This window comes from Calothrix sp. FACHB-168, from assembly GCF_963889195.1.
Classification (GTDB): domain Bacteria; phylum Cyanobacteriota; class Cyanobacteriia; order Cyanobacteriales; family Nostocaceae; genus Aulosira; species Aulosira anomala_A.
Genome location: NZ_CAWPNJ010000041.1, coordinates 137,426 through 150,860, shown reverse-complemented (window position 1 = coordinate 150,860; position 13,435 = coordinate 137,426). Strand labels below are relative to the sequence as shown.

11 protein-coding genes are annotated in these 13,435 nt (G+C 40.4%); 7 read left to right on the top strand and 4 right to left on the bottom strand.

Annotated elements, in window-relative coordinates:
* Positions 1-52: 52 nt before the first annotated feature.
* Positions 53-304, bottom strand: a complete 252-nt coding sequence (locus AACW45_RS23875; protein WP_190629004.1) for a CTB family bacteriocin — start codon at positions 302-304, stop codon at positions 53-55.
* Between the two features lie 882 nt (positions 305-1,186).
* Entirely contained in the window at positions 1,187-1,831 is a 645-nt protein-coding gene (locus AACW45_RS23870; protein ID WP_190629002.1) for a J domain-containing protein, read from the bottom strand.
* Positions 1,832-2,022: 191 nt separating this feature from the next.
* On the opposite strand from AACW45_RS23870, the gene AACW45_RS23865 reads away from it, so the two are divergent.
* Together AACW45_RS23865 and AACW45_RS23860 are read left to right on the top strand one after the other, a co-directional pair.
* A complete protein-coding gene (locus AACW45_RS23865; protein ID WP_190629000.1) occupies positions 2,023-3,084 on the top strand; it encodes a Tll0287-like domain-containing protein in 1,062 nt (353 codons plus the stop codon).
* Positions 3,085-3,395: 311 nt separating this feature from the next.
* Complete coding sequence (locus AACW45_RS23860; RefSeq protein ID WP_190628999.1) at positions 3,396-4,217, top strand: MinD/ParA family ATP-binding protein; 822 nt, start codon at positions 3,396-3,398, stop codon at positions 4,215-4,217.
* A 321-nt stretch (positions 4,218-4,538) separates the two neighbouring features.
* On the opposite strand, the gene AACW45_RS23855 is transcribed toward AACW45_RS23860, so the two are convergent.
* Positions 4,539-6,182 (bottom strand): hypothetical protein, encoded by a 1,644-nt coding sequence (locus AACW45_RS23855; protein WP_190628997.1) that lies wholly within the window; start codon positions 6,180-6,182, stop codon positions 4,539-4,541.
* A 732-nt stretch (positions 6,183-6,914) separates the two neighbouring features.
* On the opposite strand from AACW45_RS23855, the gene AACW45_RS23850 reads away from it, so the two are divergent.
* From AACW45_RS23850 to recJ, 3 genes are all read left to right on the top strand, one after another.
* Entirely contained in the window at positions 6,915-7,712 is a 798-nt protein-coding gene (locus AACW45_RS23850) for a PD-(D/E)XK nuclease family protein (RefSeq protein WP_190628995.1), read from the top strand.
* Positions 7,713-7,806: 94 nt separating this feature from the next.
* A complete protein-coding gene (locus AACW45_RS23845) occupies positions 7,807-8,451 on the top strand; it encodes a GNAT family N-acetyltransferase (protein WP_190629267.1) in 645 nt (214 codons plus the stop codon).
* Positions 8,452-8,527: 76 nt separating this feature from the next.
* On the top strand, positions 8,528-10,864 hold the full coding sequence (gene recJ, locus AACW45_RS23840) for a single-stranded-DNA-specific exonuclease RecJ (RefSeq protein WP_190628992.1): 2,337 nt from the start codon (positions 8,528-8,530) through the stop codon (positions 10,862-10,864).
* Positions 10,865-11,109: 245 nt separating this feature from the next.
* On the opposite strand, the gene AACW45_RS23835 is transcribed toward recJ, so the two are convergent.
* A complete protein-coding gene (locus AACW45_RS23835; protein WP_190628990.1) occupies positions 11,110-11,550 on the bottom strand; it encodes a hypothetical protein in 441 nt (146 codons plus the stop codon).
* Positions 11,551-11,892: 342 nt separating this feature from the next.
* Here AACW45_RS23835 and AACW45_RS23830 point away from each other — a divergent pair, with 342 nt between their 5' ends.
* The gene (locus AACW45_RS23830) at positions 11,893-12,417 is read left to right on the top strand and encodes a tetratricopeptide repeat protein (protein WP_190628988.1); all 525 of its coding nucleotides are present in this window, start codon (positions 11,893-11,895) and stop codon (positions 12,415-12,417) included.
* A gap of 83 nt (positions 12,418-12,500) precedes the next feature.
* Positions 12,501-13,424 carry a DUF3153 domain-containing protein gene (locus AACW45_RS23825; RefSeq protein WP_190628986.1) on the top strand — a complete coding sequence of 308 codons (924 nt, stop codon included), beginning with the start codon at positions 12,501-12,503 and terminating at the stop codon, positions 13,422-13,424.
* Positions 13,425-13,435: the final 11 nt, after the last annotated feature.

The window sequence follows — 13,435 nt, the reverse complement described above, 5'->3', positions numbered from 1 at the left end:
TTTGCTCCTAAATATTTGTATTGATTTTTGTGAATGTTTTGATGATTGACAATTAACTAATTGAGATATTCAAACCAGCAGAACTAGCAACTTCTTTCAGGCTGGTAATTGAACCAGTGCTGCTACCATTGGGGCCTGCGGTTGTTTGTTGCGCAACTACTAACTCTTTTTGGAAAAAGTTATTACCAGCTTGAGAAGCATAGCCGTTAACATCACCCAGTACTAAAGCTAGTCCGCCAGCAACGTTATCTAGTTCTTGTTCAGAAAGTTCAACTGCACCGATGTTTTTGATTGTGTTAGACATTGTTTTTTTCCTTGATGTATGTGTGAATTTGTCAGATTAAGCAGCGTTTATTAACCGTGTTATAATTTTTTATCTTGGTTATCTCGCTGCGCTTTTCGTTTCGCTTGATGTGTTCATAGTAGGAAATTTGCTCAAGGATATACATCGGAATAAAGTTCGGATTGCCAGAAAATTTATCTCCTCCGAACTGTCTCCTACTAAAGTTGGAAATGAATTTTATCTACGCAACGAGAGTATAGAAATTTAGGCGCAATACCCTATAAGGGTATCGCTATAGGAACAAAGCCTGTCTTCACAGGCTGTAAAGCAATACGGTTAAGTTAAGGATAAATGTAGGTTGGGTTGGGTTGAGGAACGTAGACGCGGAGCGGCTTACCGTAGGGTAACCCAATATTTTCCGGAGTTTGTTGGGTTTCACTTCGTACCCTTCGGGAAGCAAGCTACAACCCAAGCTACGCAGTTGACAGCATCTTCCTGTAAATAGACCACACTGTAGGGGCACGGCACCAGTAAAATTATTGTATATATGAGAAGATTTTGGATGCCGTGCCCCTACGACAGATGTTGTTCAAATAGGTGAAAACTGCTGTAAGGTTTTTGACTGCAAATTTCTACGCAAAAACTGCAATAGCCTTCTCCAAAGCTGGAAAAGGCTATTGCGTGAGGAACTTATAAAAATTCTGTTTAAAGATGCACCTGATTATAATTTCTTGCTCGCTTTTGAACACCAGCGAGCAAGACTTCGGCGTGAGCGCTCAGTCGAACGCTGCTCGCACTACGGAATTTGGGTAATTTATTTTTTTAACTATCCTATTGTACCAAAAAGCTGTCCTCAAAGGACGGCGGCTCTAGACCCAAATTTTCGGTAAAAAGATTAATATCTCATCTCCAAGACCAATTGAGGTAGAACCAATTTTTAATTTTCTGACACCATCTTTTAACTAAAGGTTGAGAATTAGATACAGGTCTTGCTGATTTTGACCATCTATTTGATGAGTAGGTAAAGGGAGTTTTGACACCGTTCAATTCTTGTTCTAGCTGTGCGGCTTTATTTAAATCTGAGGTGGCTCGATGTTCGTAGCCTAATTGAGAGCAAACAAACCCGCGATATTTGTAAGCCTGAATATAGCGAGGATTGAGGCGAATTGCTCTGGTAAAATCTGCGATCGCATGTTGATATCTCCCTTGGCTAGCGTTTTGTACTCCCAAGTTGTAAAAAGTCTCTGCATTCCAGCTATTCACAGCGACTTTAGAGGAATTTCTCGGTGTAGCTGTTGATGGCGGTTCGCTGGTTGTGGGTAGCGGTTGGGATTTGAGGTGGTTATAAGCGACGTTGATTTTTTTGATTTTTTCTTCAGCTATCTGTTTTTTATCTGGATCGATAAAGCGATCGGGGTGCCAAGTTTTAATTAAATTACGGTAGGCTTGCTTAACCTGCGCCAGCGATGCTCCAGGTTTCAGCCCCAGAATTGCATAAGAATCATTAATATTGAGTTGAAAATGCGATCGCGGCTGGTCGTTAGACATATCGCCAAAGTAAGAAATCACTAACTTTCTATATATATGCTAACGATTTCGCATTTATATTGCGTAATTCAGAAAGTCAATAGTCAACCGTCAACAGTCAACCGTCAACCGTCAACCGTCAACCGTCAACTGATCGAGTTCATAGGCTCCAGATATATAGGTAAAAAACATGGTTGATGGAATTTACCAAAATGCTTGCGCGTCTAAAACTGGCTTCTCAATTTACGCTGTTGCTGTCACTGATTTTTATCACGGGAATCGGATTAGGGGGTTTTGCATTGTCGAAAGCTCTGGAACATAAGGCGCTGATGGAGATGAACGCCAGGGGACAAATGGCAATGAATATGATTAACTCAGTGAGCAGTTATACCAGTAATGATATTGCCCCACTGATTACCCAACTCGCAGATCCCGAAACTACTTTTATTCCCGAAACTATCCGCAGTATTGCAGCCAGAAGGGTATTTGAAAATTTTAAAGGTAATTGGCAATACAAAGACTTGATGTACAAACAGGCGACGCTCAACCCAACGAATCCTGACGATCAAGCCGATAGATTTGAAGCCAAAATCATTGAACGGTTTGATAGCGATCGCTCTTTAACCACAATATCCGATTTTCGCACCGAAGCGGGAGAGCAATTATTTTACACGGCTCAACCTGTAACCGTGAATAGTGCTAGCTGTTTGTCTTGTCATGGTAATCCAAATCAAGCACCCAAAAGCCACGTGAAAAAATACGGTACGCAAAACGGTTATGGCTGGAAGCTCAATCAAGTTATTGGTACTCAAATTATATATATCCCCGCCAGCGAAGTTTTTGCCAACGCCCGCAAAGCACTTTTTTTATTTATCAGCATCTTCATAGGCATTTTTGCATTAGTTATCCTCTCCATTAACTACTTACTCAAGTGGAGAGTAATTCAACCGTTAAAACCAATGGCTCAACTTGCGCAAACAATTAGTAGAGATACCGTCAGCATCAACGAAATCAGGGAATTAGAACGCCAAGGACTAAGCAAAATTGCTCATCGCACCGATGAATTAGGACAATTAGGGCGAGTATTTCAGAAAATGGTACGCGAAGTTTGCGATCGCGAACAACAATTATCCGCCCAATTACAACAATTGCGCGTAGAAATCGACCAAACAAAACGAGTACATCAAGTTGAAGAAATCGCCGAAAGCGATTATTTCCAAAAATTGCAGCAAACAGCCAAAGAAATCAGAGAAGGAAGTAAGGGAGATAAATAATACCAATTTTGTATAAAGTTGCGCTTAATTATTTTAAGAGAAAAAACGAACCGCCAAGACGCCAAGAAATAAGAGATTAGGGACTTCCAAATAAAAAAATATACAACTATTTATTGTGGGGTGGGCGTCTCGCCCGCCCATAGTCAAAGGCGGGCAAGACTTCGGCGTGAGCGCTCAGTCGAACGCTGCCCACCCCACAAGATTGGATAATTTATTTCTTGGAAGTCCCTTAAGCGAATTTGGTACAGGTAGCTTCATATAGCAACGGTATAACAAATGCCAAATCACAAATGACAAAGGACAAATGACTAATGACCAAAATAATTTCAATTCATTCTTTTCGCGGTGGTACTGGTAAATCTAACGTCACTGCAAACCTAGCAACTTTAATCGCGCGTACTGGTTTACGAGTGGGAATTGTTGACACAGATATTCAATCCCCAGGAATTCACGTGCCTTTTGGTTTAGATGAAACTAAAATTAAGCACACATTGAATGATTATTTATGGGGACGCTGTGCAATTGAAGCTGCTACTTATGATGTAAGTTCTGTATTTGCCACTAAAAAAGGTTGGTTTACCAATAATCGCGGCAAAATTTATCTAATTCCTTCCAGTATTAAAACCGGGGAAATTTCTCGGATTCTGCGGGAAGGCTATGATGCGCGGTTACTCAATGATGGTTTTCGCCATTTAATGCAGCGTCTCCAGTTAGATTATCTCTTTATTGATACCCACCCAGGTATTAATGAAGAAACTCTACTTTCTGTAATTATTTCTGATGTTTTGTTGGTAATTTTGCGCCCTGATAAACAAGATTATCAAGGTACAGCAGTCACAATTGATGTAGCGCGAAAATTAGAAGTTCCTAAGATGTTATTAGTAGTCAATAAAGTATTACCTAGTTTAAATACTCCAGCTTTAAAACAACAAATTCAAGAAAGCTATAAAGTACCTGTAGCGGGGATTTTACCTGTGTGTGAGGAAATGTTTCATTTAGCCAGCAGCGATATTTTTTCAATGCGCTATCCAGAGCATCCTTGGACAAAAACCATAAGTGCGATCGCCCAATGTTTAACTGATAATCCTAAACCCACAAATCCGGCATTTAATTTTGGCAGAATCACCAGATAACAATTCAAAATTCAAAATTAAAAACAGTAAATGCGTAGGTTGGATAGAACCACATCTATTGTAGGGGCACGGCATCGATAATATTTTGGTACATACAATAATTTTACTGCTGCCGTGCCCCTACAGCGTGGTCTATTTACAGGAAGATGCTGTAATGCCAATTGCAAAAAAGAATGCGACAGATTGTAGGGGCACTGGCACTGCCATGCCCTCTAGAATATTTTGATGTGTCGCAAATATTATTTAAATTGGTATAACTTAATTTGCGCGGTCTTCTCTGCGCCTCTGCGGCTCTGCGTGACCTAGCCCACACAGACTAAATTAATATCCTGACTGTGGAGCAGTAACTTTCCTTTCCGGTACAGGATTACTACCATCCCAAACAGACCTTTGACCATCAGCATTAATGATAGTGATTTTGACTTTTTGATCAGTGAAATTCCCACCAAAACGCTGTAACCAATCATACCATTGTTCATCGGGAAGCGCATTCATGTCTTTAAAGTTAATTCGCAATTTTTTGCAAAACTCTCCCGGATAATCAGGATCGGGTTCTTGAGTACATAAATTCTCTTGTTTTACCTCAATCCGCGTTTCCGGTTTTTCATTATTGGACTCATCTAAATAGACCATTTGCACGATCGCACTTGTTGCTTGCGAAAGGTGTTCACCAGATATAGTTAAGTGAGGCTCGGCTTGGGGATTTTGTAATAAATCTTGCGGCTCATCCCACAATACTACCTGGGTAACATTGGGGCCTGCTTTGCGTACAGCTTTACCGCTAATATAACCACCCGCGCTAATTCCCATCAGCACTAAAATCTCTTGGGGAATGCTTGGTAAAGAAGATGCGGTTGTATAGGTAACTAGCAAAATGACAATAAAGGCAATCCCAATAATTAAATTCCAAACTACCTGCTGTACCCGTTCTAAGGCGATTATACCTCCATGTACTACTAAATCTGACCAAGAAGGATTCACATCGCCAGATCCTTTAGTACCACGGATGTTAGAAGTTGCTTGTGCTGTGACTAATGTGACTAAACTAATCAAAAAAGTATAGGCGAATCCAGATAAAGGAATGAACTCCCAAATATTTTGAATAATTCCCCTACCAATGAACAGAAATAAATAGCCAAAAACAATGATTGTCAGCCACCAAACAAACTGAGTCCGTGCCAAACTATAGGTGTTTGTTTGTCGCTCTAGTAATAGCCACTCTAAAGCATTGAGTTCTTTTTGATTAGGATTTTTGAGAGATTTTGGAGATACGTTACCTTTTTTTGATTCTTTAGCTAACAGGTAGATAATTCCTACTAAAAACAAAGTCGCCAGGGTAGTTATACCAAAGACAATTAATGTAGTCAAACTACTGATAGGACGGCTGATATTGACCTGTAATTGCTCTTCGGTAATTTGTGGGTCAATACTAGTGGCGTTTCCGGCGACTTCTACTTTGATAGGATGAGTACCTCTCGGTAAATTCTTCAATTGAGCGTTGTTGAATGTAGCAAAAATTGCCTGTCCATCTTCTGCCACTTTGACATTATTAGTGATCGCAAAATCAGGAGGATTACCAATTCTGACGGTGATTTGATTTTTAGCCGAACTTTCAGCTTTAGGGAAATTGTTTCCTGTAATTACTAAATTCAGTTTGTCTTGGGAATCACCGCGAAAACTTTCTGGTACGAGTGACTGAGGAATGCTGACATACAATTCTTTCGGACTGACACCCCGAATTGAAGCTACATCAGCTACAGTCAAGGGATCGCTAGTAGGTTGTTGAATTACTGTAGTCGTGGGTGCGGGAGTTGACTCTGGAGTTGACTCTGGAGAACTTTGTTCTTCCTGGGCTTGCCCGACTCCAAAAGAGGTAAATAGTAAGATGCAAACTAGCGCCAAGGATAGGAGAGGATAAAAATACCTCTTGCTGATACGTTTTCCGGCAATTTTGAATAGATGCATAAATATTGTCTACTGTCAAACTATATCTGAACCTATTTAACACACAAGTTACAATTCCCCAACCTCAAATTGCGTTGATTTAGTTGATGTGTTTCAATAAGCTATTCTGCTTTTAAGTTGCATAATTCATTGTGAGAGCTGTTGACAGTTAACCGTTGACAGTTAACAGCCTTGATTAGAGTTATGCAATTTAGACGCCCATTAGCTTATGACATCAGCTAAACTGATGCATTTGGGTTATGGGGATGAAAATACTGGGGGATTTGAGTTAATGAGTTTTTTAATACATCCCAGTATCATTGTTTATTAAACTGCTGACAGTGCCTTGAGGCGATTAATTGTAATTTTTATTTAGTATTCAGCAATTTTGCTTGCTTTCTTGGGGAAAAGCGAGGTAAAAATTAAAACAATACCCCTGTGTAGCGAACAGAGAATTGTTGGTGAGTATAGATAATTTTCAGGGCACTGCCGTGCCCATACATGTCAACTTAAGCTAAAAGCTATATACGGCGCGTGTTGTACAAAAACCCTCGCCCTCATCCCCTAACCCCTTCTCCCTCAGGGAGAAGGGGAATTGAATCTCTTGCTCCCCTCTCAGAGAGGGAGAGGGGCTGGGGGTGAGGGCAAAACCTTGCAACCAAGCGGGTTTCGCCTTAAGTTGACACCAATCAGCAGTGCCATGCCCTTACCCCTCATTTAGCTGAAATAAAATGTAGCTTCTAAAATAGAATAATGCTGTCAACTCCCACCCAATTATTACGTATATCCCAAGGACAACTCAATTTACTAGAACGTTGTCCCCGTCAATTTCAACATACCTATTTAGAAAACCTCAATTCTCCCGTAGATCCGCAACATGAAGAACGGCAAACTTTAGGTAGCCGCTTCCACCTGTTGATGCAGCAGCGAGAAATGGGTTTACCAATTCAGAGTTTTTTACAAGCAGATACCCAACTCCAAAGTTGGATGTCAGCCTTTGCTGCTGCTGCACCGGAAATTTTAGCACCTGCGACTGATAGCCAAACCTTCCGCGAAAGCGAACATTTTCGGACTCTGCAAGTGCAAAACTATTTGCTGACGGTTGTTTATGACTTATTAATTGCCGATAAACAAACAGCGCAAATTCTCGATTGGAAAACTTACCCCAAACCACCCCATAAAAGTAAGTTAGAAAAAAATTGGCAAACAAGGCTTTATCTCTATGTTTTGGCGGAAACTAGCGAATATTTGCCAGAAAATATTTCTATGACTTATTGGTTTGTCCAATCGGAAGGTAAACCGCAAAATATTAAATTTAATTACAATTCTGCTCAACACCAAAGAACTGCCAACGAACTGAAGGAACTATTAAACGATTTAACTTATTGGTTAGAACGTTACCAACAAAAAGAATTATTTCCCCAACTCCCACTAGGAAATAAAGCCTGTACCTATTGTCAATTTTCCACCCGATGCGATCGCACTCAAGCCAGCGAACCCGAAAGCGATTTATTGCCCAACCTTGCCAGTATAAAAGAAGTAGCATTGTGAGGAGGCAGGGGGCAGGGGGCAGGGGGCAAGAAAGACAATTGTACAGACGCGATTCATCGCGTCTCTGACAAATGACAAATGACAAATGACTATTATGACCAACATTGACGATCAAGACGCCGTTTATGTGCGTGATTTAGGAATTGATGATATCGCTGATGTTTACCATTTAGGTGAACAATTATTTACCAGCGAGTTATATCCTTATTTATATAGAACTTGGGATGAATGGGAAGTTATTGGACTTTACAATACAGATCCCGAATATTGCTTGGTGGCAGAAATTGATGGTGAATTAGCTGGATTTATTTTAGGAACTATTATTACCAAAGCTTCTTGGACTTATGGATATATTCTCTGGTTAGGAGTGAATCCCCAGTTTCAACGTAAGGGAGTTGCAGATAAGTTAGTTGATAAAGTTGTCGCCCGAATGATTGAAGATGGCGCGCGGTTTATGTTGGTAGATACAGATCCGACTAACACGCCAGCAGTTAAGTTTTTTAACCGCAAAGGCTTTGGTAATATCCGTCAACATATTTTCTTGTCGATGAATCTCAGTAAGCACCCACATTATGGCAGACTGATAGATTATGAACATCAAAAAGCTGAAAGAGCAGGTTACAGGCGATCGCGTCCTGCTGCTATTCGTAGCCGTAAACCTGAAGGATTTTCTAATGAAGTAGTCCTCAATCCCCTAGTTAATGAACCGCAGATAGATTTAATTATTAATGATGAATAGGGCATGGGGCATTGGGCATGGGAAATATATTAATTTTGAATTTTGAATTTTGAATTTTGAATTTTGAATTTAAATCATGCAGTGGACTTTAGCCGCAACTGAACAACCGCCAGAGTGGTTTATCCAAGCTGTGAAAAAGTATACTCCGGCATCAAGTGGATTGTATGCAGCACAATTATTATGGCAACGGGGTATAAAAGATAAATCGCAATTAGAAGGGTTTGTTAACTATAAAGCTTATCAACCAGCTAGCCCCTTTGAATTTGGGGAAGAAATGCATTTAGCTGTTTCTCGGTTGAAATTAGCCCGGAATGCTGGTGAAAAAGTGGCTATTTGGGGTGATTTTGATGCTGATGGAATTACCTCTACTTCTGTGCTTTGGGATGGGTTAGGGCAATTTTTCGCGCAAAATTCCCAGTTAAGTTACTACATTCCCAATCGCCTCAAGGAATCCCACGGACTCAATAATGCGGGTATTGATAATTTAGAACAACAAGGTTGTACTTTAATTGTCACCTGCGATACAGGCAGTACAAATATTGATGAAATTATTTATGCCCGAAAATTAGGTATTGATGTCATCGTTACCGATCATCACACTTTACCAGCAGAACGCCCGCCAGTTATTGCAATTATTAACCCCCGCAATTTACCTCAGGAACATCGTCTATATAATCTTTCTGGGGTGGCGGTAGCTTACAAGCTGGTAGAAGCATTTTATCAAAGTTTGCCTGATGTCCCACAACAGCCTTTAGAAGATTTATTAGATTTAGTAGCGGTAGGGTTAATTGCTGATTTAGTACAGTTAAGCGGTGATTGTCGCTATTTAGCTCAGTTAGGAATTCAACGTTTACAAGAAGATTTTAAACAACCGCCCACAGCGAGACGACGCCCAGGTGTGGGGAGATTATTAGAATTGTGTCAGAAAAGTGGCGATCGCCCTACAGATATTTCCTTTGGTTTGGGGCCGCGCATTAACGCTGTGAGTCGGATACAAGGCGATGCGAGATTTTGCGTGGAATTACTCACAAGCCGCGATATCAAACGATGTAGCGAACTCGCAGAAGACACAGAATTAGCCAACGCCCGCCGTAAGTCTTTACAGAAAGACGTACAAAATCAAGTAGCACAAAAGCTGAGTCAATTAGATTTATCTACCACAAGTGCGATCGTTTTAGCAGATGCCCAATGGCCTGTCGGCGTACTGGGTTTAGTCGCCGGACAAGTAGCTCAGGAAACAGGCAAACCCACAATTTTATTAAGTACAGAAGTCCCCCCAGAAGATGAAACAGCAACTATCCCCCAGCCTCTCGCCCGTGGTTCCGCCCGTTCCATCAATTCTGTTGATTTATACCAACTAGTAAAAGACCAAGCACATTTATTACATCGGTTTGGCGGACATCCCTTTGCGGCTGGGTTGAGTATGGTAGTGGAAAATATTCCGTTATTTTCCCAAGCGATTAACCAAAGGTTACGCCAATCATTAGGAGGTAAAACTCTCACGGCGACAATTCAAGCAGATATCACCGTCACCGTTGCAGATTTAGGCAAAGATTTATTTTTAGAATTGAAAATATTAGAACCTTGCGGAATGGGTAACCCTGTTCCTAAATTGTTGATTAAAAATTGCTGGTTTGAAAATGCTTGGCATCGCAATCAACAGGATGCGCAAGGGAAAAAAGTACAATATATTAAAACCGAGTTTGATATCCGGGATGATTCCACCAGAAACGCTTTTCCGGGGATTTGGTGGGGACATTACAAAGACGAATTACCCATAGGTAGGTGTGATTGTATAGCCGAGTTGGACTATAACACTTTTAAGAAACGCTATGAAATTCGGTTAATTGCTGTGCGTCCGAGTGTTGATTCTGTATTTACCACTCACAACTCAGATTTAATATTAGACTGGCGCAATCAAGAAAAATCAGAATTAAGTAATCAGCAACCAACCGTAGTTGTGGCAGAATGTCCGACAAGCTGGGATGATTTACGCGCTTGGTGGAAGCGATGTCTTTATAATAATCAACAATTAGCGATCGCATGGAATAAACCCAATCAACAATCACCTAACGAAATTTGGCTGACTCTAGTGGGAATTGCTAAATATCTCAATCGCACTAATCAACTAGTTACCCGCGTGCAACTTTTAGGAAAACTTGGTATTGGCGACCAAACTTTATTATTGGGACTTAAGGCTTTAAGATATTTAGGGTTTACAGTACAGCGCCAAGACCGTTATTTACACATTAGTCAAGAGGTGAAAAATACGGCGAATGGGGGAACCCCACCTACACAGGCTGATGCGGCGATTGCTAAATTTTTAGCAGCTGTGCGTGAGGAACAATTTCAACGAGCGTATTTTGCAGAAGTACCCTTATCTACCATTGTGACGATGGTTAATAGTCAGTAGTGTTGGTAATAGATATAAAATTTAATTGTATTGAACCGCCAAGACGCCAAGGACGCCAAGATAGTTAAGATTAGCAGAGTGTGTCTAAGTTTTTTTAATCTCTTATCTCTGTGTTCTCTGTCTTGAAAAGTTCTGATCAGAGGAAACCTCCGCTCAGACTTTTCGCTGCGTCTCTGTGGTTCAATTAATTCCTTTTTAACCGCAGAGAACGCAGAGGCGCAGAGGAAAAACCAGATTTGACAAATTTAACGCGGGTATAACAAAATGGAGCGCGATCGCCCTCTAAATTGCCGATAATTTGGTTGATAATCAGGACGCTGATCGAATACAGGATTTCTCAACGGCTGGTTACGAAACATCGGATGCACCATATTCGGATAGGTGACACTAGGATTGATAATAGTTTGCGGGTAGGGAGGATAGGAATAAATGGTAGTTCTACGATAGTTATCGTCACCGCGACGGCGATAATAATTACCTCTGTTACCAGGGTGCTTATATACCCGATTTATAGGTATAGGAGTTACTATCGAGTTACCGTAATCATACGAACTTACCCCTGGTTGTGTATCGCCATAAATAATAATCACCGATTGGGCAGAAGCTGGGGCAATTGCAGCGCCCAACAATGCTAGCGTTGCACCTGCGCCTAACCAAGTCTTTTGCCAATTCTTGCTATTATGCATATTTTTATACCTCAAAAATTTGATAAACAAGAATTTTTAATTACACTTTTTACTACACTTACTGGAAAAAATTCCTCTACCAGCATTTTTGACATAATTCTTGAAACTGACGGGAAACTTCATCCTCTTGTAGCTAGATAGGAATAGTCGCCCCGTAAAATCTTTTATATTCCCCACACTCAAAAATTTTATCCCCTCATGGGTAGAGTTTTTTATACCCATGCCCAATGCCCAATGCCCACTCGCCCTGAGCGAAGCCGAAGGGATGCCCCATACCCAATTTCCCAAAAACTGCTCGCATTGGCACAATAAATTAAGGCAGTAATGATTTGTGTGTAGAACGTGAATACTGAAAGTTTAGAAATTGCTAAATCTCACTACCAAGTTGGAAGAGTTGCTTTTGAAAACGGGCAATATCGAGAAGCTGTAGAGAATCTAGAGAAAGCTAGCGCCCTTGTGTCTCGTAATACTAAGCTTGGGGGTGAAGTAGATATTTGGTTAGTAACAGCTTATGAAGCGGCTGGGAGAGGTGAAGATGCGATCGCACTTTGTGAAAAACTCAAGCGTCATCCCTACTTAGAAATTAACAAACAAGCTCGGCATTTACTTTACATCTTAAAAGCACCAAAGCTGAAAAGACCGAGTGAATGGATGACGGAAATTCCTGACTTGGGTAAATTACCAGATAATGACACCCAAACTCGTGTCACGCTCAAACCTCGCTCAACTTCTAATACTAATAAAAAATCTCCAGAACCGGAATTTGTCGATCTCAGTCAGGTCAATACACAGGATAATCGCTTTATCTGGTTAGGGTTAATTGTGATCGGATTCATCCTTTCTTACTTGGTTTGGTTGAGTTTTTAAGAAAAACTTTCTTTACATCAACCCTAGCAAAGGTTACAAGTAAAGATTGGTTAAATATTCGCGCTTTTCGGAGATTTATAGTCATGAATTGGTTGTATTTAAGAAAGATTTTGGCAAGGTTAATTAGACCGTTAAGTTTTGTATGGCAAAAGCAAGAATTATTTACAAAAACTGCTACTTACAAGTCGAATAACCGTAATTTTCCTAAGCAACGCAACAGTCGGAACGGCAAAATTCCTAAACCGATTTTATGGTTTGTCTTATTAACATCTTTGCTGTTAACTGGTTGCGTAAAGTATGACGTAGGCGTAAATTTTGACCACTCCAATCATGGCGAATTTGTGCAGCACATTAAACTAGGGGAAAGACTGACTAGTTTTAGCGGCGACTATGTATATGAATGGTTGGATAGCATAGAACGTCGGGCGCGGAAATTAGAAGGAAAAAGCAGTAGGATTTCTCAAGAAGAAATAATTGTCTCAATTCCCTTTAATAATGGGCAGGAATTACAAGAAAAGTTCAACAATTTTTTTAATTCCCACGTTAATCAAAAGGCTGAACCTGGAGAAAATGAAGCAAATTCAGAATTACCAAAAATTGAATCTAACTTGCTCATAGAAGAAAACAACTTTTTACTATTAGTCAGGAATCGCTTAATTTATGATTTGGATTTGCGATCGCTCTCGTTAATCGCCAGCAATGGTAATGTTTTATCAAATACGGGTTCAATTCTCGATTTGGATTTTAGCTTAACAACTCCCTTCGGAGCGAAAAATTTAGCGATCGCGGAAAACGCCATTGAGCCAGAAAAAATCAACAATCAACTCGTCTGGAAGCTAAAAACCGGGGAATTAAACCATATAGAAGTACTATTCTGGCTTCCTAGTCCGATAGGTATTGGTGCGTTGCTTATAGCCTTGTTTGTTTGGGGTGGCTTGTATCTCAGATATACATTTATGCCAGATCCCAGACTACAATTAGCAGCAAAAGCTACTGTTACAGAATAGTTGAGTTTAGC

Excerpts from the sequence above, each read along its gene's own strand:
- AACW45_RS23875 (WP_190629004.1), bottom strand. The coding sequence starts at position 304 with ATGTCTAACACAATCAAAAACATCGGTGCAGTTGAACTTTCTGAACAA.
- AACW45_RS23870 (WP_190629002.1), bottom strand. The coding sequence starts at position 1,831 with ATGTCTAACGACCAGCCGCGATCGCATTTTCAACTCAATATTAATGAT.
- AACW45_RS23865 (WP_190629000.1), top strand. The coding sequence starts at position 2,023 with ATGCTTGCGCGTCTAAAACTGGCTTCTCAATTTACGCTGTTGCTGTCA.
- AACW45_RS23860 (WP_190628999.1), top strand. The coding sequence starts at position 3,396 with ATGACCAAAATAATTTCAATTCATTCTTTTCGCGGTGGTACTGGTAAA.
- AACW45_RS23855 (WP_190628997.1), bottom strand. The coding sequence starts at position 6,182 with ATGCATCTATTCAAAATTGCCGGAAAACGTATCAGCAAGAGGTATTTT.
- AACW45_RS23850 (WP_190628995.1), top strand. The coding sequence starts at position 6,915 with ATGCTGTCAACTCCCACCCAATTATTACGTATATCCCAAGGACAACTC.
- AACW45_RS23845 (WP_190629267.1), top strand. The coding sequence starts at position 7,807 with ATGACCAACATTGACGATCAAGACGCCGTTTATGTGCGTGATTTAGGA.
- recJ (WP_190628992.1), top strand. The coding sequence starts at position 8,528 with ATGCAGTGGACTTTAGCCGCAACTGAACAACCGCCAGAGTGGTTTATC.
- AACW45_RS23835 (WP_190628990.1), bottom strand. The coding sequence starts at position 11,550 with ATGCATAATAGCAAGAATTGGCAAAAGACTTGGTTAGGCGCAGGTGCA.
- AACW45_RS23825 (WP_190628986.1), top strand. The coding sequence starts at position 12,501 with ATGAATTGGTTGTATTTAAGAAAGATTTTGGCAAGGTTAATTAGACCG.